At 49.7% G+C, this 23,434-nt stretch carries 17 protein-coding genes and 4 pseudogenes; 16 read left to right on the top strand and 5 right to left on the bottom strand.

Annotated features, from left to right (window positions below; genetic code table 11):
- The first annotated feature begins 492 nt into the window (after nucleotides 1-492).
- The 11 genes and pseudogenes from ACR0IU_RS21790 (at nucleotide 493) to ACR0IU_RS21840 (ending at nucleotide 12,641) form a co-directional block, all read left to right on the top strand.
- Nucleotides 493-1,434, top strand: coding sequence for a sulfotransferase (locus ACR0IU_RS21790; RefSeq protein WP_480717731.1), 942 nt, complete (start codon nucleotides 493-495; stop codon nucleotides 1,432-1,434).
- Between the two features lie 119 nt (nucleotides 1,435-1,553).
- Nucleotides 1,554-1,668, top strand: a pseudogene (locus ACR0IU_RS21795) (transposase); the annotation flags it as partial.
- Between the two features lie 209 nt (nucleotides 1,669-1,877).
- Nucleotides 1,878-2,162 (top strand): annotated as a pseudogene (locus ACR0IU_RS21800) (hypothetical protein); the annotation flags it as partial.
- A gap of 526 nt (nucleotides 2,163-2,688) precedes the next feature.
- Complete coding sequence (locus ACR0IU_RS21805) at nucleotides 2,689-3,795, top strand: DegT/DnrJ/EryC1/StrS family aminotransferase (RefSeq protein WP_480717732.1); 1,107 nt, start codon at nucleotides 2,689-2,691, stop codon at nucleotides 3,793-3,795.
- Nucleotides 3,796-3,944: 149 nt separating this feature from the next.
- Nucleotides 3,945-5,342, top strand: a complete 1,398-nt coding sequence (locus ACR0IU_RS21810) for a tannase/feruloyl esterase family alpha/beta hydrolase (RefSeq protein ID WP_480717733.1) — start codon at nucleotides 3,945-3,947, stop codon at nucleotides 5,340-5,342.
- A gap of 493 nt (nucleotides 5,343-5,835) precedes the next feature.
- Nucleotides 5,836-6,576: an acetyltransferase gene (locus tag ACR0IU_RS21815; protein ID WP_480717734.1), complete on the top strand. Its 741-nt coding sequence runs from the start codon at nucleotides 5,836-5,838 to the stop codon at nucleotides 6,574-6,576.
- Between the two features lie 109 nt (nucleotides 6,577-6,685).
- On the top strand, nucleotides 6,686-6,940 hold the full coding sequence (locus ACR0IU_RS21820) for an acyl carrier protein (protein WP_480717735.1): 255 nt from the start codon (nucleotides 6,686-6,688) through the stop codon (nucleotides 6,938-6,940).
- Entirely contained in the window at nucleotides 6,937-8,151 is a 1,215-nt protein-coding gene (locus ACR0IU_RS21825) for an acyl-CoA dehydrogenase family protein (RefSeq protein ID WP_480717736.1), read from the top strand. The genes ACR0IU_RS21820 and ACR0IU_RS21825 overlap by 4 nt, the downstream gene beginning before the upstream one ends.
- Nucleotides 8,152-8,155: 4 nt before the next feature.
- The gene (locus tag ACR0IU_RS21830; protein ID WP_480717737.1) at nucleotides 8,156-9,070 is read left to right on the top strand and encodes an amino acid--[acyl-carrier-protein] ligase; all 915 of its coding nucleotides are present in this window, start codon (nucleotides 8,156-8,158) and stop codon (nucleotides 9,068-9,070) included.
- On the top strand, nucleotides 9,034-10,047 hold the full coding sequence (locus ACR0IU_RS21835) for a DUF1839 family protein (protein WP_480717738.1): 1,014 nt from the start codon (nucleotides 9,034-9,036) through the stop codon (nucleotides 10,045-10,047). The genes ACR0IU_RS21830 and ACR0IU_RS21835 overlap by 37 nt, the downstream gene beginning before the upstream one ends.
- Nucleotides 10,002-12,641 (top strand): glycoside hydrolase family 2 protein, encoded by a 2,640-nt coding sequence (locus tag ACR0IU_RS21840; RefSeq protein WP_480717739.1) that lies wholly within the window; start codon nucleotides 10,002-10,004, stop codon nucleotides 12,639-12,641. The genes ACR0IU_RS21835 and ACR0IU_RS21840 overlap by 46 nt, the downstream gene beginning before the upstream one ends.
- Nucleotides 12,642-13,297: 656 nt before the next feature.
- Here ACR0IU_RS21840 and ACR0IU_RS21845 read toward each other — a convergent pair.
- Nucleotides 13,298-14,224 carry a hypothetical protein gene (locus ACR0IU_RS21845; RefSeq protein ID WP_480717740.1) on the bottom strand — a complete coding sequence of 309 codons (927 nt, stop codon included), beginning with the start codon at nucleotides 14,222-14,224 and terminating at the stop codon, nucleotides 13,298-13,300.
- Between the two features lie 746 nt (nucleotides 14,225-14,970).
- Here ACR0IU_RS21845 and ACR0IU_RS21850 point away from each other — a divergent pair.
- From ACR0IU_RS21850 to ACR0IU_RS21860, 3 genes are all read left to right on the top strand, one after another.
- A complete protein-coding gene (locus tag ACR0IU_RS21850) occupies nucleotides 14,971-15,288 on the top strand; it encodes a hypothetical protein (protein ID WP_480717741.1) in 318 nt (105 codons plus the stop codon).
- Nucleotides 15,289-15,326: 38 nt separating this feature from the next.
- The gene (locus ACR0IU_RS21855) at nucleotides 15,327-16,943 is read left to right on the top strand and encodes an FAD/NAD(P)-binding protein (RefSeq protein WP_480717742.1); all 1,617 of its coding nucleotides are present in this window, start codon (nucleotides 15,327-15,329) and stop codon (nucleotides 16,941-16,943) included.
- 695 nt (nucleotides 16,944-17,638) lie between these two features.
- The gene (locus tag ACR0IU_RS21860) at nucleotides 17,639-18,439 is read left to right on the top strand and encodes a sulfotransferase (protein ID WP_480717743.1); all 801 of its coding nucleotides are present in this window, start codon (nucleotides 17,639-17,641) and stop codon (nucleotides 18,437-18,439) included.
- A gap of 223 nt (nucleotides 18,440-18,662) precedes the next feature.
- On the opposite strand, the gene ACR0IU_RS21865 is transcribed toward ACR0IU_RS21860, so the two are convergent.
- From ACR0IU_RS21865 to ACR0IU_RS21875, 3 genes are read right to left on the bottom strand one after another with little or no spacing between them, the layout of a single operon-like run.
- Nucleotides 18,663-19,256 (bottom strand): polyphosphate polymerase domain-containing protein, encoded by a 594-nt coding sequence (locus ACR0IU_RS21865; RefSeq protein ID WP_480717744.1) that lies wholly within the window; start codon nucleotides 19,254-19,256, stop codon nucleotides 18,663-18,665.
- Nucleotides 19,253-21,520 (bottom strand): hypothetical protein, encoded by a 2,268-nt coding sequence (locus ACR0IU_RS21870; RefSeq protein ID WP_480717745.1) that lies wholly within the window; start codon nucleotides 21,518-21,520, stop codon nucleotides 19,253-19,255. Before ACR0IU_RS21870 ends, ACR0IU_RS21865 begins: the two co-directional genes overlap by 4 nt.
- On the bottom strand, nucleotides 21,520-22,146 hold the full coding sequence (locus tag ACR0IU_RS21875) for a DUF4956 domain-containing protein (protein ID WP_480717746.1): 627 nt from the start codon (nucleotides 22,144-22,146) through the stop codon (nucleotides 21,520-21,522). The genes ACR0IU_RS21870 and ACR0IU_RS21875 overlap by 1 nt, the downstream gene beginning before the upstream one ends.
- 190 nt (nucleotides 22,147-22,336) lie before the next feature.
- Between ACR0IU_RS21875 and ACR0IU_RS21880 the strand changes: the two are divergent.
- Nucleotides 22,337-22,514: pseudogene (locus ACR0IU_RS21880) on the top strand (transposase); the annotation flags it as partial.
- Nucleotides 22,515-22,736: 222 nt separating this feature from the next.
- Here the strand turns inward: ACR0IU_RS21880 and tnpB are convergent.
- Complete coding sequence (gene tnpB, locus ACR0IU_RS21885) at nucleotides 22,737-22,880, bottom strand: IS66 family insertion sequence element accessory protein TnpB (RefSeq protein WP_480717747.1); 144 nt, start codon at nucleotides 22,878-22,880, stop codon at nucleotides 22,737-22,739.
- An 11-nt stretch (nucleotides 22,881-22,891) separates the two neighbouring features.
- On the opposite strand from tnpB, the pseudogene ACR0IU_RS21890 reads away from it, so the two are divergent.
- Nucleotides 22,892-23,171, top strand: a pseudogene (locus ACR0IU_RS21890) (IS5/IS1182 family transposase); the annotation flags it as partial.
- Between the last annotated feature and the right edge of the window lie 263 nt (nucleotides 23,172-23,434).

Below are 23,434 nucleotides of genomic sequence, written 5' to 3' on the forward strand. Positions count from 1 at the left end.
AGAACGCCCTTTCCTCGTCGGTCATCAGGTCTCGGGCCAAACTGCTCCCAATCGTAGAAACCAGCTTGAATCACGCCAATCGTATGATGTGAATCCCTTTTGTCAACATGAACTAAGAGCTCGTTTTTAACACGCAAGCTTTCCCTGCGACTTTAGGAATAAAGGGACGACTATGACCACCTGCTCGTCGGACATACAGAAAAGCCCACTCATAACTCCGCTTTATTTTCAGGGGGAGAACCATGCGGCGATTCGAAAATTGGTGCATTCTGACCCTGCGCAATATGTAGGGTCTGCAGCAAACGGGCTTGCCTAAAATGCTACACAGTGTCGGGAAGACACACACTGCAGATTATTGCTATATTGAAAGAACTTTTGCGACAAGTGCGAGCTGCCATTCCTCACAAGTTTTGTTGATTTTTTTCCTTGTTTGCGCGATTGACAAATTTAAGACCGCACAGTTTACGCCTATAACTATGAGATTATGTCATCATGCCCGTCGTCGCCATCCTGCTTTCGGATAAACGTTCCGGATCCACTATGTTCCAAGAAGAACTGTGCAGTCACGAAGCGATCGAAACGGTTTCTTATTCGCCTCACTCAAATCTTGAAACACACTGGTGGCTTATGGCGGCTGTTTTGTTGCGCCGCCCGGGTACGCTTTTTGCGTCCGGGCGGCCGTACAAAGGGTATGGAAGTGCCGCGAACACCCGCGCATACATGTATGATTTGCTTGAAAAATGCGTCCCAGATTTCGAAATTCCAGAAAACGACCGCGACCTAGTTTTTGATGGTTGGGAAGCCCTTTGTACTGCATATGCAAGACCAGTTTTTTTTGAGAAGTCGCCACAGTTATTGGCTCAATGGGTTTCCCTTAGCCTTATCCTTGAATGGATGGAGCGTACAAGTTTTGACGTTAAAATTGTGAGCCTTGTCCGCAATCCACATAGTGTTCTGTATTCAGCCGCCAAACTTTTCGGCACTGATCCAGAGACACGTCAACTTGCTTGGTTGAATGGCTGTCGAAATCTGCTCGCTTTTTCGCAAATGATTCCAGCGGAGAGCCAGATGCATATGCGCTACGAAGATCTTGTTAGTGATCCTGTGAACCAGTTTTCTGAGGTTGCACGCTTTATCGGCATTGAACCAGATCCAAAGGTTGGTGTAAACGCCCACGCCGGCTCAAAACAGAAATGGGCAAGCAATCCTGACTACAGACTCTCCCTTGACCCTTCGGTAGTGCAGATGGCGGGTCACTTTGGCTACAGGCGCGAGGATTTGGAAAATCCAAACAAAGCACCGACTGGTCCTGAAACAAGTACCGTTTCAAGCATCAATCGGCGATCTTTTAGGTTGCGTATAAATCGGGTGCGTGATCGGTTCGTGCAACCAATGCTGATTCGGCTTCGCTTTGCATTTCGTAGGAAGGACTAGGTTCAGGTTTCGTAATCGTTAGATGATGGTCGCTGCGAGGGCGATGGCCGAAATTCGAATTGAGGTGCCTATAGATTTGTAGACACTTTGCCCCCTTTACTTTGTGACAAGATGCCAAGATGGGGACAAGCAACTACAGCGACGAGTTCAAACGGGATGCGATGCGCCAGTTCAAGGTGCGAGGCTATCTGGTTCGGGAAGTTTCCCGGCGTTTGGGCGTCAGCACACATTCTCAGTGCAAAATTGAGAAGCATTTCGGTGAACCGATACCAAAGATTCCTGACGTGGATCATGAAGCTGTGAGCCGGCGACTGAAGCGCGAGCTGGTCGGGGTGACGGAGGAGCGCGACATCCTTAAATGCAATGGTGTACTTTGCGCGAGGCCCCCAATGAATTATGCCTTCAGCCGCATGCCAAAGATCAATTGACTGCCAAATAATGGCGGCTCTGACGCAGATTGGTTTCGAGATGCTTTGAAGGGCAAGAGTATACGTGCCTGCATTCCCGGCCGTAAGCATCGCAAGATGCTGACCAAGTACGACATGTGCATATGCAAACCATGAACCGGCACTGAGTTCATGTTTGGCAGGAACAACTGTTGGAGGTGTGTAGCCTCTCGCTATGACCGTTGCCTCAAGATCACCTTTAGGTCATTGCCCCGCAGAAACCGTCGTCTTCCGGTCAAGAAACTTGAAACTAAGCTTGTAGGCTTTGATGAGCACCAGTAAAAGATCCAGGATGAACGGAACCTCAAGGCCCCCTCGATTTTTTGGCGAAAGTCTTAAGGTCTGATCTCGTACCTATTAGATTCGGCTCTGGCAAGCGCTGGGAGCGGAGATCGAAGTTTGCTCAAGTGCCCAGTTAGATTCTGAGGGAGTTTTTTCTGAGCGATCAATGCAGTCTGACGTTTTTGTAAGCGTGCGGACAAAACGCCAGTTTTTGCTGCGCGTCACCGAGTCTATCGAATAATTATGCTTTCGAGCCTCTGGTATGGTATTCACTGGGCGATATTAGGTGAACTTTCGAAGTTTTCTAGGTATGAACACATCGGTTGCGGATCAAGCCGAGATTGGACAACATAGTTACTTAACAATGGGTAGATTAGTAATCGGTTGCTCTGAGAGCCAGATCAAATCCTTCTCAGTGGTCCTTCCGCCGCATCGAAGGTTTCCACTTATGAATGCTTTAAAGCGCATTCTTGACATTTGTAGAACGGGAATAAGCATCGGAGCCGATAGGCGCTTAGGATAAGATATGAAACAGATTTATTTACAGGAACACCAGAAGCGTTTCAAATCAGGGGCCGAGGTCGACGGAGCCGACGTCCAGAAATCAAAGCCCAGAGTATCGTTTATAGAAAGTAAAACGCCGGACCTCGAACGTATTTCTTTGCTGCTGGCGGCTTGCCAGGAAGAAAATCAATGGGCCAACGAGGGGCCATTGTTCCATCAATTGATTGAAGCGTATCGGCAACACATGAACCTATCGCCGGATCACGCGCTCTTTCCATGCAGCAACGGTGCAGTTGCGTTAGAAGCGATGGCACGACTTCATGAATTGAAGCATGGTCGGCGCCTTCGCTGGTTGGCATCATCTTTCAGTTTCAGCAATTTAGGACGGGGTTATTTTTCTGATGTCGCTTTTCTCGACTGTGACGAATCAGGGCTACTCGACTTGTCGATCTTGGAAAACATTGGACTTAACTCCTATGATGGTGTGGTCGTAACAAATCCACATGGTATCTGCCGCAATTTCCAGCCGTATATTGAATTTGCAAAGCGGACGGGAAAGGCACTCTTGATTGATAACGCGGCAGGCATGTGTAAACGGGTTCCCGACTGGCCATGGCAGTGTTTCAGCCTGCATCACACTAAACCCTACGGTGTCGGAGAAGGTGGGTTGGCTCTTGTCCCAGTGGATGAATACGAACAGCTAAGATCTCTTCTCGTCTACGGGCCGGCGCCATTTCCGACCGCATGCTGGCAAAATAATGGTAAACTATCGGATATTTCTTGCGCTTTTCATCTGGATCGTCTCGCACGTTTCAAGGATTGGGCACCGCTTTATCTTGAACAGACCAGACGAGTAATCGAGATAGCCAAAACTATGGGCCTCAGCCCGTTAATTCCATTCGATGGAAGTGTGATCGCAATGAGCTGGCCACTTCTGTCACAGCAAGAGATTACATCGAAAAGATGTGACAGCTCGCAGTCAATCGCAGTAGCGAAATACTACAAACCGCTCGCATCAACGCCACGTTCCCGAGATATATTCAATAGGTTGGCTAATTTTCCGACTCACCCAGACGTCGCACAACTAAGCGACGAACAAATTTGCAAAGAACTACAGCAATTGATTTGAATGAATGCAACTAAGCCGAGGCTTGCGTCGCTCCCCCGATGAATTGGGCACCACAGAGTGACACAGGAAACACTAGCGATCAGAATACCTGCGGTCGATTACGGTGTCTTTTGAGCATTGGTAAAATGACATCATGGAGGTGTTGTACCATGAATACGATACTAGCTGGCTTTGTGCTTTCGCTGGCTGGACTCCCGGCAGCCGCTCAACTGAGCTCGTACGATTGCGCTGAATTGCAAAATGTCAACATATCCGGGGGGTACATCACATCCGGTCGCACCGTTGCAGCCTTGGGTACGCTCCCGGCTTACTGCGAAATTCGGGCCACAGCCTTGCCATCCATTTCAATCGAAGTCCGGCTTCCGATGGATGGTTGGAACGGCAGGTTCTATCAAGTTGGCTGTGGCGCGTTGTGCGGCAGTCTAGGACGTGCGGACGCTGGTACAAGCTGGGTCAATGCGATGCGGCCGGGGCTCGAGCGTGGTTATGCAACCGCGACGTCCGACAGCGGTCACCAAAGCTCGTCGATTGTTGATGCGGAATGGGCGTACAACAATCCGGATGCTGAACGGGACTGGGGCTGGCGCTCGATTGGTGAGACAAACCGCGTGGCCAATGTGCTAATCGAGGCATTTTATGGCACTCCATCGGAGCAGGCGATTTTTCAGGGCTGCTCGAACGGTGGTCGCATGGCACATATAGCCTCACTTCGATATCCAGATATGTTCGATGGTATTATCTCAGGCGCGCCGGCCATGGATTTTCCGGGCCTCGTAGCAACCAAAATATCGTGGATCGTTCAAGCAAACACAGCGCCTGACGGCTCTCAAATTCTCGGGCCTGAAGAAGCTGCCATTATCGAAAAGGCCGTTCTTGATCAGTGCGACGCCGTGGACGGTTCTGAAGACGGCGTGATCGCTGACCCACGTCAGTGCGATGTCAGCTACGACGGGCTCGGATTGACAAACCAACAACTCGAGACACTCGGTAAATGGCGTGAAGGGCCACGCAATGCAGCTGGCGAGCAACTCTACCCAGGTGGTGTGCCAGAAGGGTCAGAACCTTTCTGGTGGCTATGGCTGACCGGAAATGCGGAAGGGCGTGGGAAGCTTGGACCTGCCTTAGCAGACGGTTTTGGCAAATACATGGCGTTTGACGAAGATCCTGGCCCAAACTGGACGCCGATGGACTTCGATTTCGAGATGGACCCAGCGCGGATGGCTGCTTCTACAGCAGCTTTTAATGGTGACAATCCAGATATTTCAGCGTTTCTTGACGCAGGCGGCAAAATGATCGTTTATCATGGTTGGGCCGATGCCCTCGTGACGCCTTACAAAACGGTCGAGTGGTACGACCAGGCGTCCAAAGCGGTTGGCGGGGAAGATGCGCTTAAAGAAAGCGTCGCTCTCTTCATGGTGCCTGGATTGGATCATTGCGGAGTCATGCCGGGGCCTGGAGGGATAACCGCGGCCGTTCTGGATCCACTGACGCCCTTGGAGGCTTGGCTAAACTCTGGGAGCATTCCCCAGTCGATTATTGCGAAGTAATATGAGCATTTGGAAAGCACACCGTACCGCTGGTGAAACCGATTGGTAGAGTTGATGTGATGCAAAAGTGATCTTGTCGCGCCAAAACGCCATTACTAGCTTTCGGATAATCCTCGAACCAGAGACCGCTCATGCAACAACACTTAACCTGGGTCTCTCATTCGAGGCACCCTGTGAGTTCAGACCGCTGTACTGGTGTTTTCGGATCGCCTGCTTCCTGAGTACTTCTCTCGTCTTCAGGATTTTTGTACTGCGGCACTGAAAGGCCTCAGCGGTATATGCCCCTTCTGCGAAAGATACGAGAGAGAGTCGCGGCGCAGAGCAAAAGGAGTCAGTTTTGCTCATACGTCGTAACGAGAATTAATTTGTCTTCCAAGCTAGAACTGTTTCTGTTCTTTCCATCAATCGGCATTGCTGATGGAAAACTGCTATAGATGTGTGTGATAATTAGGCGTTAAAATGTTTAAGAGTTGATTCGTAGGAATTTTTCTTTGTGAGTGAACCGGATTCTATAAAAGCACAATTGGGAAACCCTTATCAGGTTAAACAGAGCCTCCATAAGAAACCAATTGTAATTTTTGGAGCTGGCCCCACGGCCAGAGTGGTAAGCTATTATCTCTCAAATGAACTCGATTTTTGTGTTTCCGCATTCACAGTGGACACAGCCTACCAAGACTGTGATTCGATAGATGGAAAACCTGTCGTGCCATTTGAAAATATCTCGAAGGAATTTTCCACAAAGAAATTTTCGATGTTTATCGCGATGGGTTTCCAGGATTTAAACACTGTTCGTGAAGCACGTGTGAATGCTGCCGAAGCTTTGGGATACGATCTTGTTTCGATCATTCACCCCCTAGCGCATATTCCTTCGAATGCCGAAATCGGAGTCAATAGTCTCATCTTACCGTTTGTCGCGCTAAACCCGAGTACGAAAGTTGGCAAGAATGTACAGCTCTGGAACAATGTGGTTGCGGGTCATGATTGCCGGATCGGAGATCACTCCTTCATATCTGCTTCGGCGACGCTCTTAGGGAGTGCATCGGTTGGTAAGAGATGCTTCATCGGGGCCAATGCGACTCTCACGCATGGCGTCACCGTCGGGGATGACTGCTTCGTTGGTGCGGGTGCAATTGTCACTCGAGACCTTAACAACCAGTCCGTGGTTCTTGGAACCTCCTCTCAAGTAGAAAAAATATCCAGCAAAAAATTTCTAAAATTGATAGCATTCAAATAAGCTTGGAGCAAAAATGAAAAGTTGATTCACAAGAGTACACGCTGTCGAACCTAGGGCTCTGACGGCAGTGTAATGAAACCAGCAGACACCTATTATGGAGAAAGTTCTTATGATAGAACTCCAAACTAAAATCCGTGAAGTGATCGAAGAACACGCCCGTCTATCATGTCCAGTGGCAAATTTGAGCGTAGATGACGATCTCTACAACGCCGGCCTGACATCTCATGCCAATGTGCAGGTTATGCTGGCGCTGGAAAATGCTTTCGACATCGAATTTCCTGACGAGATGTTACGACCTGAAGTCTTCGAAAGTATCACAGCAATCAGCGAGGCGGTCGCTACGCTAACCGACGCTGCGGCATGACCATCTTTGATGGTAAACCGAAGGTCGTGCAGAATATACATCCTTTAAAAGCACCTAGCGTCCAAGTCCTTGACACTAGGATTGATGAGATCGGGCGCGATGTTACGGCCCCGGCAGCCTACTACGTAGATAGAGATGCACGTTTCCCCGAGGAAACTTTCGCAGCGCTGCGATCAGCAGGCGCTCTCAGCGCGGCAGTGCCGCAGGAACTCGGCGGCACAGGATGCACTATCGAGCAACTTGCGCGACACTGTCGCACAATTGGAAGTCACTGCGGCTCCAGCGGTCTGATCCTTGCTATGCACCACATCATGGTTGCAAGTTTAGTTAGGCACAGCGATGACAACCCGTTTGTTAGCCAGTATCTTCGTCGTTGTGCGGCAGAACAGAGATTGATCGCATCTTCTACATCAGAGGTTGGTCCACGCGGCAACATGCGTCGGAGCGAATGCGCACTGGAAATAGCAGGACCCATTTTCACGTTAGAAAAGCATGCCACGACGATTTCCTATGGTGATTGCGCCAACGATCTTCTGGTAACGGCTCGAAACAACCCCGAAGCCGCGCCCAGCGATCAGGCCATGGTACTCGCGCTGGAAGGCGACTACTCGATTTCTGACAAGGGGTCATGGGATACGATCGGGATGCGCGGTACCTGCAGCGAAGGCGGAAGGATCAATGTACGCGCGCCCATCGAGCAGATTATTAGCAAAGACTTCCGTAAAGTCACGACGCTCACGAAGGTGCCGTACTCTCACATTCTCTGGTCTTCCTGCTGGCTTGGAATTGCCACAGGCGCGGTGAACAAGGCGCGAGCCGTACTCCGCAAGCAAGCGAGAAAACAGGTCGGCACTATACCGCAGGTCGCATATAATATAATAGATTTGGATGCGCGCTTGCAGTCCATGAAAAGCGATATTGATGCCGTCGTGCACGAATTCATGAGACTGGATGAATTGAACGATGAGGCGGCTATGGACAATGTAGCGTTCGCCCTTCGCTTGAATAACCTGAAGATTAATTCCTCCGAAGCTGTCGTTGATATTGTCACTGGCGCTTTGAGAGCAATTGGAATTTTAGCCTATATGAACGGCACTGAGGTTAGCCTTTCCCGACATCTTCGCGACGCGCATTCAGCGGCTCTGATGATCAGCAACGACCGAATTCGTACTACCAATGCAAACCTGATGCTGGTCCACAAAGGGGATTGAAGAAATGAATAAAGTAATGCCTCAGCGCGATTTTTTCGATTGTCTTGTTGCGGCCGGGCACATCGTTCCTACAGGGGTCAAAGGATATTATGGACGCGGAGAGGTGTTCGAAGATGTTGCAACGCGCTTTGCAGCACTGGTAGGCTCCTACTCGAGTGCAGACGGCGCCGAGCGCCTCAGCTTCCCGCCGATGATCCCGCGTGCGACGCTGGAACAGACAGGCTATTTGGAATCGATGCCCCACCTTGCAGGCTTCATTCATTGCTTCTGCGGCGACAACAGCGCCCATCTAACGTTGACCGAAAGAGTCAAAAAGAACCAGACTTGGGATGACTTGGTGGAAATGAGCGATCTGGCAATGAGCCCGGCCGCTTGCTATCCGCTGTACCCAACCTGCGCCGGGCAGCTGGATCCCAACGGTCGCTTTGTGGATCTTTCGAGCCCTTACGTCTTCCGGCGCGAACCGTCCGATGACCCAGCTCGAATGCAATCATTCCGTCAACGGGAACTGGTTCGTTTAGGCAGTCCGGTGCAAGTTCAGGAGTGGCGTTCACTCTGGCTTGAACGTGCACAGACACTTTTGAGCGGTCTCGGCTTAGATATCCAAGTTGACGAGGCCTCGGATCCCTTCTTCGGACGCTCTGGCAAGATGATGGCAGTGTCGCAACGGCAGCAGCAGCTGAAATTTGAGATAAGCGTTGAAATAACGGCTGAAGAAGAACGAACCGCAATCAGTTCTTTCAACTATCACCGGGATCACTTCGGAAGAACTTTCGGGATCTATACGCATGATGGCGAAGTTGCCCACACCGCCTGCCTGGGATTCGGAATTGAACGGACCGTTTTAGCACTGCTGAGAGCCCATGGGATGGACCCCCGTGAATGGCCAGCCGAAGTGCAGAAACAGCTTTGGAAATGAAGGATCTCGAAGTGCGATTGGATCCTGACGCTTACGACTCATTTAGTCGGCAATGCTGCAGCGTAAACTGGCCAGAAACGAACTGCTACACCGATGTGTACATCAGTATGTTGAATGGCCTTGGATTGGACGCATTCGCGTGTATGGCTTTCACCTTGGCAAGCGATTTTGAAGGTGACCACTTCACGTTTTTCAAACCGCCACTATCGGATATGAGAACCCTTTACGGACTCAACGTTCAGGAGTTGACACTCTGGCGCCCGCTCATCGATCACGTCGAGGAACATGTGAATGCGGGGCGTATTGTTTGTCCCGAGGTGGACTCTTTCTACCTCCCCGATACCCGCGCAACGGACTATCGAAGAGCACATGTAAAGACCACAATTGGCATCACGTCGATCGACAGGAAGACCCGGGCGCTCAGCTACTTTCACAACGCCGGACACTTTCGCCTGGATGAGGAAGACTACGACGGCATTTTTCGGATCGGTCGAGACGGTCCGGCTGACTACCTGCCCCCCTATTGCGAGTTGCTTGACCTCGATCGATTGACAATCCGTCCTACCGCAGAACTCGTCGAGCTTTCCCGCGAACTGGCTAGACAGTATCTGTCGTATCGACCTGAAAGAAATCCAATGCGGGCACTCGGTACCAGACTGAGCGATGATCTAGCCTGGCTGGCCGAGGGGGACTTGGAAAAGTACCACCTGTATGTATTCGCAACTTTGCGTCAGTGCGGCGCCAATTTCGATCTCACAGCACAGTATTTGCGTTGGCTCTCAAATGGCGGGGTTTCGGGTCTCTCTGAACCAGCAGAGCATTTCGTTGCCTTGTCCAACACCGCGAAAACCTGTGTTCTGAAACTTGCCAGGATCGTCAATACCCGCAAAGTCAGGGATCTATCGGTCAATATCACCGAACTGGAGGAGCATTGGGCGCGCGGGATGGACAAACTGGCGAGCGCCTTGACACCATGACCACAATCTCAGAGGTCGACTACGTTGACAGTTCAGCGCGTGCCTCGAGCGATGTACAGATCACGCTTGAGCACTGGCGCTGGCTCCAGACGGAACCTGGCGAAGTGACCGAACCGGGCGCCGCGGTCCTTTGCGAAGGCTGGATGCCAGTGCTTGCAGCTGGCACTGCAGGTGCGGCCGCAACTCAGAACGGCTTTGACGTTCATTCGGAATCTTACAATCTTGACGCATACGATCATTGGTTCCAATGCACATTCACCATCGACTCAGAACCGGACGCCCCCCACTCCCTGACCTTCGAGGGTTTAGCAACAGTCGCAGAGGTTTGGCTGGACGAGCAATCAATCCTCAAGAGCACGTCGATGTTTCAACCCCGTTGCCTTCGTCTGAGCAATCTTGCACCAGGACAACACCGTCTCCTCATCAGATGTGAAGCGCTGGAACCTATGCTCCAAGCAAAACAACCTAGGCCCCGATGGAAGACCCGTTTGGTGCGCCATCAGAATTTTCGTCTGTTTCGGACGTCTTTTATTGGTCGCATGCCAGGCTGGTCGCCAGTTGTTCAGCCTGTTGGACCATTTCGTCCGGTCACGCTCACATCTCATCACGGCCCTCAGATCAGCGACCTAAGTTTAGTGACATCGTACTCTAAAGAGTGGGAACAAGGCGAGTTGCACCTGCGAATGGGTCTGGACGAGCAGGAAGCTCCACAGTCGGCCCTGTTGCGAGTCGCAGGCCTTGAGCTGAACTGCAAAGTGCTCACGTCCAAAAGTCATAGGGTCGGCATCGAACTGGTTTCAGAAATTCAAGGTGTTCGACCGTGGTACCCTAGCACCCATGGTGAACCGGTTCTCTACCCGGCAGGCATCCTTCTCCAGTTTGCTCACCGGGCCATTGAAATCGATCTTGGGAAAGTGGGTTTCCGCCACATCGAAGTCAGCAAAGGCCCCGATGGAGATGATTTCCTTTTTATCATCAACGGGACAGAGATATTCTGCAGAGGTGCCAACTGGATCACTCCCGATCTCCAACACCATGGAGGAACTCGGGAAGAATATCGACGCCTTCTCACGCTTGCTCGGGACGCCGGGATGAACATGCTGAGGGTATCGGGAACCACGGCGTACGAAACCAAGGACTTCTACGAATTATGCGATGAGCTCGGGCTTTTGGTTTGGCAGGATTTCATGTTTGCGAACATGGACTATCCCTTCGCTGACGAAGCCTTTGCTGCTGTTGTAGAAACAGAAGTTAAAACGCAGATGAGGCGCATTTGCAGGCATCCGTCCCTTGCAATAATTTGCGGCGGAAGCGAAATCTATCAGCAAGGCGCCATGATGGGCTTGCCAGAAGAGACTTGGCAAGGTCAATTCTTCAAAGAGCAACTGCCCAGTCTCTGTGCCGAGATCGACCCAAACATACCCTATTGCGAGAACAGCCCGAGTGGCGGTGCGCTGCCGTTCCATACAGATTGGGGCGTGTCGCACTATTTTGGAGTCGGAGCCTATCTCCGTCCATTCGGCGATGAGCGCCTCAACGAGCCGAGATTTGCCGCAGAGTGCTTAGCCTTCTCGATTCCTCCCGATACCGCGCCTCTTCTAAGCTTGCTAGGTAACAGAGCGCCAGGGCACGATCCAAAATATAAAGAGAGAGTCCCGCGTGATGCAGGATCGGGTTGGGACTTCGCAGACGTGTCCGATCATTACCTGGAAGAACTGTTTGGTATCAGCACGCGTGACCTGCGCTATAGCGATCCGGATCGTTATCTATTCCTGAGCAGGATCACCGTCGGAGAGGTGATGATGCGCGTGCTTTCGAGCTGGCGCCGCGACGAGGCTCGGTGCCGCGGAGCGCTGATCTGGCTTTTTAAGGATCTCTGGCTGGGCTCGGGATGGGGGCTCGTGGACTCGATAGGAAACCCCAAGGCGCCGTATCATTACATCAAGAGGGTAATGTCACCCATTTCTGTGTTCTTCAGTGATGAAGGTCTGAATGGTCTTGATGTTTATGTGATAAATGACGGACCGGAAGACCTGCGTGGACAGCTCGATCTCGAGGTGTTCGACCATGAGGACCGTCGTATTAAACAGGTTGCTCTGAACCTCCATGTCGCTGCGAGATCAAGGTTCCGGGCGAATTTCGAGCGTCTGGTCGGTCACTCATTCGATCCGACATTCAGCTACCGCTTTGGGCCCAATCGGATCGCCCTAATTGCAGCCCAATTAACTGTAGCCAGCGCAAACGATAACCTGGATGATGACCGAACCATTCATGCTCACTATTTTCCCAACGGGTACCAACAAATCTCGAGATCGGACACGGGTCTGAAGGGCACTGCTTATTCAGATTCTAGCGGGAACTGGAAAGTCCGGATCGAAACAAAGAAATTTGCTCAATCTGTTTACATCGACACGAAGGAGTTTACCCCGGAGGATAACTATTTTCATATGGCGCCTGGGCACGAACGGATCATCAATCTGAGACCTTTGTCTGTTCCAATCTCTTCACTCCCCCCAAGGTTCAGCGGGCGATTACGCGCCGCCAACACCTCGGAATCGTTCAAAATTAGCTTAGACAATCTCAGTACCAATTGATCAACTGCCACAGAGACAGTCGAGTTCAGCACACCTCCATATTTCGGTGGACCTCTACAGCAAACTATCCGCGTCAGCGCTAGACATCGGTGCAACTGAGTTGACAGTAGACAGTCAAAAACGGTAGGGTGCCACCCTGGGCTTTTTCAGCCGCTCAGCTCTTCATAAGGCTGACTTTGCGCAGATTACACCGGCGATAATCTCGTTGATGCGCGCTTGTCCGAATTTAAGTCTGATGGTCGGCGAAAAAAATCAACGTTTGTCGCGGGTTTGAGCTTATCCGCGCACGCCTACAATGCGTCCGCAGATCATTACGTATTTGGCTTTCATGAAGAGACGGCGATGGTGACTTACCGACAAAACGCTTAGATATTTTAGTCTATGCGAGCGCTTGATGTAGTAAAAAGCACTTCTGAAATATGCTGCCCGTCATCAGGGGGGGTTGGGGCAGACGGCTTTCTTTTCGACTCAGACTCGCGCTACATGTGCTATCCGGAGTATGACACTATATCTTCAGCCAGGCACAAGAGCCACTAATTCATTCGGCTTCTCCAGACGCTCACTAATTACGATAATATCGATGACTGCTTGGTGCAGCCCACGACGTCGGAAACCAGCGGCCTGGCCAGACGCGTAAGATGAATGACCTTTCAATCCTAAAAGTGTTCCCGAAGTTTTTCGACAAACTTTCTAAGCATTTCATCCTCACTTTCCTGTTCCTTGGATATCTTATCGAGTAGTTTGCCTCGTGTTTCGAATGCCCAGTCGATTTCTTCATCGCCGTAGGCTATTCCCCAACGATCTCGTCGGTTGGTGAACTCGTTGTGTAGTGATTTGTCCAGTTGCGGGACCACTACCGGAATGCAGCCACACATTGCTGCGTATGTCATGTATTGCGTAAATGGATCATGGCTGTAGAGAATTTTTGTCTTATTGAAGACTTCAGCCTTCTCTTCATGTGTCATATCGTCAATGAGGATAGCAGCGTCTCCTTCAGGGGCTTCCGAGAGGCCGGTATACTTGCCTTTACGGATTAGACGGCAGGCGCCGGCGCGGTTAGGAAGCTTACGATCAAAGTACACGTCACTCCGGATCCAATTCACCCTGAGATGGTTCTCTTTATTAATTCCTGCTACTCCCTCGGCAAATCCAGAGTGCCAGAAATACGTAAGCTCGTTGGGGCCGAAGCGAACCGATGGACGAAAGAACCCAGGTTTGTGAAGGAGCCAACGCACAACATGTTTGCTTCTCAGGGGATTGCCGTCAACGGTTTCGGGATACACGACGATCGCATCTTTTAATGCTTTTCTATCCGCTATTGGCGTCTCAAAATCGGGATTGAGACGAAAGCCATTCTTGGCTCTGTAAAGCGCCCGCTTGTTGCGATACCAAGTTTTCAACTTCGTGCGGAGATCTACGTTGCTAAATTGAGAATACCCATGTTGCTTGGCTCTGGGGTAGACATACGCATTTTCACCCATGCGGTTTAGACGATCTACCAGCCTATGCAGCACGATAGGGCCACCCCTTGTTTCGTCAAAGGGGTTCGCGTAGACAACAATTGGTCGGTTAATTCTGCTCATTTTATTTGCAGCCTCCGGTTGATCGGGCAGTCTAAGTGGTGCACGACCGATTGAATGACCATTCAGATTGCGATTGATGAGAACCGCAGCATGTACTCAAGGCTAAGCATTATCTCCACAAGTGGAAACCCTCTATTTAGTGCCAGCCAATGGTCTATAGGTCTGATATAGTCGAGTACCGTTTCAACTCCAAGTCTGCGGACCCTGGATCCTGAGCCGCAGCATCGCTTCCTGATATGGCAGCCTTTCACTGACATGGAGAACAATCTGTTCCTGACTATCCAATGATATAAATTTGCCAGGATCCACGTCCAAATATTGCGAAGTACAAATCACAACCACCGGACAACCTCTGGACTCAGAGCGTCAAGCCGAATTTTTTAGAAGGGGATCAGCAGATAGTCTTGGGAAAATTTGGCGCGCAGTTTGCGGACCATACTGCGTGATTATTATGTCTTTGGAAGGCTTTGAGGACATGGTCCATGATAAGCGAAAAATTGCTCTGAGATCGGAAGCCTTTGCCAACAATCAACTTGCGCTAGTCAGTTTATTGTATTTCTATCTAATTTAGAGCCTGAGTCGAGGCGCCCGATTTTGCTAATTAATGTAATTGTTGTTTATGTAATGTCATTGCTGGAACTGGCGCTGCCTGATGCGACCAGTTGGCAAGTCGCCTCAATAGAAAATAGAGCTCCCCTCTTTCGTCGAGTGGAAACGCCCCTCCAAAACTGCGCTGAGCAAAACCATTGGGCAACGGTATTCCGTTTTTTGACAAGTTGACCAGGGCGTATCACGGTCATTTTGGATTGATGTCAGACCTGTCCGCCATTCCGGCTGCAAACTGCGGCATAGTGATCCTGCGCAAGGCTGATACAAGCAGCTATGATGGAATCGTGGTTCCCGATCACTTTGGGTCCTGTACCGGTATTTCAATGTATGTAGAATTTGAGAGACGTGCCGGCAAAGGGCTGATAAATTTTCCTTATTATGCTGAGCTAGAAGCGCTCGATGACTATAAGATCATTGATGAAGTCGGAAATTACCAGTCTTGCGCTCGTGTCTGATGAAGTGACTGGATCAGTTTCAAAAGAGGATGAGTAACTTGGTTTCTCCACTCAAAGGACAAAGTCACGACTTGACGTTCGCCGGCGGCGGATTTTCTGCTGCAATCACACTGACCTATTTGTTGCGGAACCTTCGCGCTAACTGGAACAGCGGCTTCTATGCAGATACATTCACAACAAAACACTGCTTGGAGATAGCCGTTTTTGATGACCTAGCACGGTTTCCAAAAGGGTGTGCCTACTCGGAAGATGCGGACTCAAGTGCATTTTTTATCATACCTGCTTCTGAAATAATGCCACCGCTCCCACAGGGGGGAAACGCCTTTACGGCCTGGCTCTCGCAATCTCCTAGGACATGGGCGACCCGCTTGAGCAAATCAAAAAGTGCCCTCGTTCAAGCATGGTTGCCCAAGACCATCGATGCCGTCAACTCTGGTAAGTTTGCCAGCATTTTTGTACCGCGATCCGTGTTTGGTTGGTTCATTGAAGACATGGTCACTACAGAAATCGCCGTGGCAGAAAGCGAAGGCTATGCCAAAGTCAAGGTACTGCCACACGAGGTGCAACGTGTAGTTCGGCACGCCGAGACAAACCGGTTGCATCTTTCAACCATAGCGGGCGCCACTTACACAACCGCTAGCCTTGTTATTGCCATCGGCAGCGGTCAGTTCAAATGCGTGTCTCCAACCGTCGCAGCCAGCGCGTCCATGGTGACAGAGCCCCTTAAAAAAGGTGTGGGTCACTTACGCAGCAAGGTTCTGGCCTTAATCGAAAATGACTTCGCCGAAACCCCGGAAAAAGTATTGATCATCGGCTCAAATGCCTCGGCGCTTGACGTGATAGGTGTATTTTTGGACGTCATGCAAAAACGCGGGCAAGAAACCCATATTACAAGTCTATCATCCTCTGGGCACTTCCCACCTGCGCACAGAAGATCAACGACAGAAGGTGCTGATCCGGGTAGTTGCATGGCGCTGGCACATCTTTTGACCAAGGCACAAAATCTGAAAGCGCAGGAAATTTATGCGGCTGCGATGAAAGACCGAGCCCACCTTTTGCAAGGGGGTGTTGACCTCGGCGTGGCAAAAGACAAGGTGTACACATATGTCTTGCCGTTGATCGAGGAATTGGACGACAGCGGCAAGCAGGAATTTGTAGAAGTGTTCGGCAACAGGCTTTCCAGAGAGTTCCATATGACAAGCCCCGTGTATCATGAAATCTACACAGATGCGCTGGCGTCGGGAGAGTTGGACGTAGTTTCAGGTACAGTCAAAGATATACGGGTCTCGGGGCGTCAAATCGACGTTAGCTACAGCGCCCCCGCAGGATCGCAGACAGGTAGATTCGATTTAGTTTTTGATTGCTCCGGGTTCGAGTTCCCACTGTCCAGGTCTTCGTCTCCACTCGTACAGTCTCTGTTCCGAGATCTAGGTGCGATTGAGAATCGCTCCGGCCGGGGCTTTGCCGCGCGACCAGGCAGTTTCGACATTGCGCCTCGCGTTTCTGTGATTGGACCGCTTTACGCCGGCAACGTTGACCCGACGGGCATCTGCCGCTGGCACCTCGAAACCACACGCGGTATTTCTGAGACGGCTGACATTCTTGCAAAACACCTTTCGGAAGATTTGTTGCCCTTACGCGAGCTAAACTCTTAGTACTGAGTTCGCCGTTAACGTACCCGACCCGGAACCTGAACTGCGCAGATTCTCGTGAGTTCTGAAGCGTGGTTCAAATTAGTAAAGAGGATGAAACATATCAGCACATTTTGGGTCGGTCGCAACAAATGTACATAAACGGCCCATGATATCAACGGACTGATCCACAACAACGTCGTGAATAGTGCCATTTCATGGGCACCTATGGCCCCATACCGAGGCCGTCATATGCTCTACCCATCTGCTAGGATTCTCTTTGCCTCGTGCATCAAGGGCTTTGGAAGACAGATCTTACACACCATCAGGCCTACCCTAACTAGGTTATTCGTCCCGACACACCTTCAACGAAGCTGTCAACCGCGTAAAATGAGATGATCTGCCGGGCCTGTTCGTGGCCCATTCGCCAATGCTACGGGCTTGCGTCGACATGCTCGGCGAGTACGATTTCTCCAAAGAAAAACCCAAATACACCCTTGGCATCGTACCTCAGAAAACTTTGGTCCACTAGATCGTCTTCAACGTTACTAGACAACTTTTGACCGATACTCGGCTTTGGTAACTATAGGGGGTGCAGTTTACCGGAAATCCGTCGCATATTGGCAACAATCAGATGTTTCGGACCCTCTCTTGGACTAGACAAACAAAGTGGATGCCCCGTCTCATAATGCGCAGATTCATGGAGTGATATACTAGTTATGATTGTGAAAAATCTTAAGAAACTGAAAAGACTAAAAAATCCAAAGGATCGTAAGAGAAGGTTTCAGTATTTTTATTTCTCACCAAGTCTATCGAAATATTTGGATCAAAACGAGTCTCTTTTACATCAACGCCTTGCTGAGGAAAATCTAGCAAAGAAGGGCTACAACAAAGTGTTTTGTATTGGTGCGAACAAGACAGGAACTACCAGCCTTGAAGCTGTGTTTCACGACCTCGGGCTCAAATTACCCGACCAGCGGGTGCAAGAGAATTTGCTAAGCCACATATTGGTTAGTGGTCGGTATGATGTACTTCGGAAGTTCGTTGCCAGGTACGATGCCTTTCAAGATATTCCATTCGCGCATGAAGAACTTTATATTGCGCTAGACGCTTTGTTCCCCAACAGCAAATTTATTTTAACTCTCCGCGATCCTTCCGATTGGTACTCAAGCCTAGTGCGATTTCATAAGAAGGTATTTGGCTTTGAGAGTATAGAGGAAGCAGGGCCTGATTTTTGGGAGGGGATCAGAGGTAACTACTTCCTCGAGCAACAAAGAAGACTAGTAACTTGTGTGACAAACGGGCGTGAGACCGAAGATTGGAAGCTTCAGTACGATCGTGATCACTGCATTTCGAATTATACTCAACGCAACGACCGTATAATCAGGTATTTTCGGCAAAGACCGAAAGATCTACTGATTATTGACATTACAAAGACGAAAGACACTGCTGAGATATGTACCTTTCTTGAGTTTGGCGCCGACAAAGTCCGACAAATCCCTCATCTGAACGCTACGTGAAGGTTGGAGAGCTAAGGATTAACTCGCACCAACTTGTTTCAAACGTGCGGATGAATGTTACGGCGTTGACCCAGCTTCCTGACCCAAGCCGTTCATTTGTAGAATTCGTTCCTGTTATTTTTTCTGTTGATTTGTTGCGGTCAAAGCTTGCTGAGCTTTGAATGGGTTGCAGAATAATTGACAGAACTGCAATCGGCACAATTTCGCAATTGCTCGAAGGGGACTAAGCGGCATGTTCTTTGTGTAGAAAGGCCCGGGCGTATTTCGAAAATCGAGAGGCGGGGACAGGGACAATTTGTTCCAGATAGTCATCCGAGGTGGCTATTGGCGCTTTGATCTCGACGACTTCTTCGAAATCGCGGTATTGCCGCGCGCTTCGCGCAAATCGGTACCTAATATTAATATCAAAGGTGATACGCAGGTTTTCGTACTGGAAATACGAGCGCTCATAAGAGATCTCTACCGAAGGCAGAGTTCTTCCATAGTCCCGATCGAGGAATCCTACCTTGCTTATTCTTTCAAATTTTGCCTTTTGGATGGGCGTGACTGTCTTGAAACGCCCTTCGACGGACGACGTTTTGCGCTCAAACGCTAGAGCGCTCTGATCGTCATTGTACCAACGCACGCGAATTTTGAAACGAGGCAGGACGCCTTCTTCTGAATCGCTGAAGGCCCGCAAATCCGGCGTATCGAAATACTGGCTAGTTATCTTTCGATTGGGATGCAAAAGCGTCATCCCCTCTTTCGACAATTTCGCCCGCAGCTCTTTAGCGCCGCTAGATGTGAGTCGGAACTTTCTTTCTTTTCGAAAACTCATTGTAAGGGTTCATTCAACACAATTTTTGAAGCTGGGTCCTGGTTCACATCCCCGTCACATTGGAAGGCATCCACACTTATGAATCCCCCACCAAACTCCTGCTTTTTCTGAAAGGCCTCGACACAAATATCTACTTGATCGCCAGACAGCTGATCGATATGAACGCGGGAAAAGTCCTTGGAAGACACTCCAATCACCGCATTCTGAATATTAACCGTCGCCGCATCTAGCAATGAGTTTTCGCCGACGGAAATACCCTTGTCGCCGCAATCGACAAGAACAGCACGATTTATTTCGAAAACGCCCGCTGAAACATCAAAACAATCGTTGCCCGCGCGCATAACGACTAGCCGGTCAATCGTGATCTGTGAAAAATCAATGTCGATCGCGTCAGCGAATCCGGACTTAACCGCGAGTGAACGCAGCACCCCACGCGAAGAGACAATGTTGACGGTGTCTTCACATTGGCCTTTTCGGCCGGAAATCGCGACGTTGTGAAAAGTCACATCGTAGAAATTCAGGCAGCCAGTCAGACCAAACTCGTTGAAACGCTGGCCCTCCACCAGTCTCGGGCCTTGTAGCGCGCCATCAAAATTGACTACCCAGTTTTCCAATGAAACATTGCGGATCAACACCCAATCGGTCGCCGCTTCCTGGGTAACCGTAATGGTGCGATCGGCATGATTTACTTCGGCTCTAGCGCCTGTCGACAGAACGATCTCTCCCCCAAGAAACGGAACGGTCTGAGGGAGTTGTACGTCAGGAGCCATAGGTTCGTTCAACAGCGACACCTTTTTGCCGGCGTATGTATTTTTGCTCATGATACTAATCAGTTCTTCCGCTGACAGCTCGAAAACCTGATCCGCACTGGCATCAAACACAAAGCGTGCAAGATAGGATCCTGCTTCGGTTTTCCCGATGACATGAATGAATTGCATGTCTAGATCGTGCTCTTGCGCACGCTCGATCAGTTGTCTTTGCAATTTTTCCGGGTCTTCTGGAGTTTTTTGACTGCTGACGATTGTGCGTTTCATCATTGCGTCATAGTACACAAGCAATCTTTGACTGACTGTTGATAGTGCGTCGTCGTATAGAGCGTGTGCAACAATCTTGTCTTTACCAGCACGGTCAACAAACGCTTCATAGAATAAGGCATCAAATCTCAAAGCATCAATTTTTTCAGACGCTTCCAATATGATCTCGGGCGAGGCGTAATCCAAGAAACGTTCTAGTGTTTTTGTAAACTTGATTTGATCCCCAACATAGTCCGGCTTCAGAAACCTGATATTACCGTCATAGTAGATTGGTTCGAACGTCTGTGTGAAACTGTTAAAATAGAATTTCCGATTGTGTGGACGCAGTGCATGGTTACCGTGCATCGCGAGTACGATGAGCGCGTAGTTCTCGAACATATGCTCATCGACGCCTGTGTTTGGTATTAGCTCAACCCCATAGAAGTAGTCCTCTTTGTCAGCTTTCTCGACCCTTGATGCGAAATCTACATATGCAGCCTGAAGTTTCAGGTAGGCAGCGAGAGAAATTTGAGTGGAAATATCGCCTTTCTCGGCCCATTTAGAGTTCGATTGACGCGCGAGCGAGATATCCTGCAACTCAAATTCTCCGAAACCATCCAAATCCCATAGGAGACTTTCATCGCCTTCAAAAATTGGGCCTTCTCTGCGGTTTCGTCTTTCTAATAATTCTTTCTCGGCATTTTCCTGAAAAAGCATTTGGTGCTGAACACCATTAATACTAGTCGAAACCAGAAACGTTTCCGGGGACAGGTAATCGAGCTCTTGCAGCAACAGAGCAGCTAGCACTTCATTGATACCCACCCTTGTTTCGGGCAACAAAAGTTTGAAGCGTACGGCACTCAGAATGTTACCCTCTTGCAACCTAACATCGAGGCTGGACACCACATTACCTCCGGGCAAAAGCTTGATATGATCTTTCCAATCTCCGTTTTGCCGAACTCTTGCAGGATAAGCGCATGAGCCAAAGGGATATTTAACGTAGAGTGTTGCGCTTCTCCTCTTCTTGAACGGGTCTTCTATGATGGTGTTACTTGAGGCGAGGATGGATATACTATTTTTGAACCATTTCCGGCTTTTTTTGATTTCAACGTTTATGTGTTCGATTTGGGCAGGATTTGCCAACTCATCCCTGTAGGCATGCGTTGCGAAATCGCAGCCCGCGTTGGCAAGCGTGCCGAATGTTGACACCCATGCGGCGAAGATGAGATTAACGTAGCCTAAGCGCGTCATTATTTATTTAGTCTTGCATCTGTAATTGCGCGATTGCCCTCCAACGAAGCCATTTGATTTTGAAGTGTCCGAAAATTGTTGGACGCCAAAATGTAGGAATAGTTTCCTTCTTTGCGAGATTCCGATATCAGATCCTCGCTGTTTTGCAGGGTTTCAACCAACGCGTTGGAATCAACTTCCAACGTGCTCAAACGGTTTCCTTCGCTGAATGACGTCTCAAAGAACGGCTTACCTGTCGTCCATTGCGACATCATGCTAGCGAGCACTAAGGCGAGCATCGCCATTCCCATCGCGCAAACGAAGAAGATGAGCCACATAAGAGAAACCGATGCTGCAACACCCATCGTAATTGCGGCGAAATATACTGAAAGTTCAAATGGCGACTTTACCGGATTTCGGAACCGAACAATTGACAAGGCGCCTATCATGCCCAGTGACAAAGCGATATTGCCTGAGATCACTTTTGTGATGACGAATGTAATTATCGGCAGCGTGGTGAGCGTTGCTGTATGGGCGAAACTGGCAACCCAACGTTGTCCAATCATCACAAGGCCGATGCGGCCAAATATAGAAATAAGTACCAACAAGCAGACAGCGGTTATGTCCGGAAAACTATTAGATAACAAGAAATGACTCCCAAGTATGGACATCAGATTACAAACGGCACGACAATAGCACTGCTAGTATAAGCGAGTTATTAAGTCAAAAGAACGGAAATTTATTGGTTAGGGCATGTTGACATATTGGATTCACACTGGCGTGCTACCGTTGTTCAAGCTGGTGTCTATCATGTAGACTCGCTAACCCCGAGAACTGATGAGCGACGACGAATGGTCGCTGTTTGAACAATTCATTCTTTCTATCCGCATTGAGAAGGGGTGCAAGCCGACCAACTATCGCCTTTTTTAGATCGGATATTCTGGATCGCACGCACCGGATCAACTTGGCGAGATTTGCCGAAGAGTTCGGAAAATGGACCAACGTTTGCCGGCAAACCGAATAAAGTTCTCATGCCCAAAGTGAGTGTCTACAGTGTACCAATTTGTCAATTTCGCCGCTTCATACCTGCTGCTTGTTTCGAGTCTTAGGCGCGATTGTCTTAGGTGACCACAGGACGGCGCATACTCATAACGGTGAAACTCTTCCAGTCGAGGTCTTCAAACGGGGCTACGAACTTCGACTTGTTCAGAGTAACTAGGCCGTCTTGAATGAGTGGCTATTTGAAGCCTTTTCCCTCAATCCGCTTGTAGGCTATTGCGAGTCCGGTACTGTCCGACACGATCAGTTTGAGACGATTTGCGCATTTCGAACGAAAAATGAAAATGTCTCCATTGAAGTGATCGAGCTTAAATTCGTTCATCAAAATGGTGGCCAGAACCTCGGGTGCTGCTCGTCGATAGAGGCGATGACGTTGATCGCATTCGCAAAACCAAGAGCGATATTCTCACCAAATCCCAATGCACAAGACTCGAAAGATGCGAGGCGGGGTGAATCATGGGCTATATAGGCTCAGAGACATGGTGAACGGTGGTGCAACAAACTCAGGTATCCCTGCCGTGTCGCCACGCGATACTACAAAACCGCCGAAAGCTACCTTGGTTTCGTCGACATCAAATCTATCCGCCATTGGTTCCGCCATTTGTCAACATGACTTAGTGAAAAATTTCTTTACATGCGCATTGGATTGGATTGCTACGAGAGTGATAGATTGGTCGGATTTTAGGTTTGTGAGTGAACTAGATTCATTTATGAAACTGCTCAAAGCGCCTCATAAGTTTGATCAACGGCGCCATTGTTCGACGGCGTGGCATAAATGTGGCAGTCTGGACGTGACTGGGGCCTTGGCAAACGCGCTCCTTAGTTGGCGGCTGGTTTCGTAAGGCACCTTGGTCCTGCGCGGCAACACTATCTCTT

It is taken from the genome of Ruegeria sp. CL5, assembly GCF_056536485.1.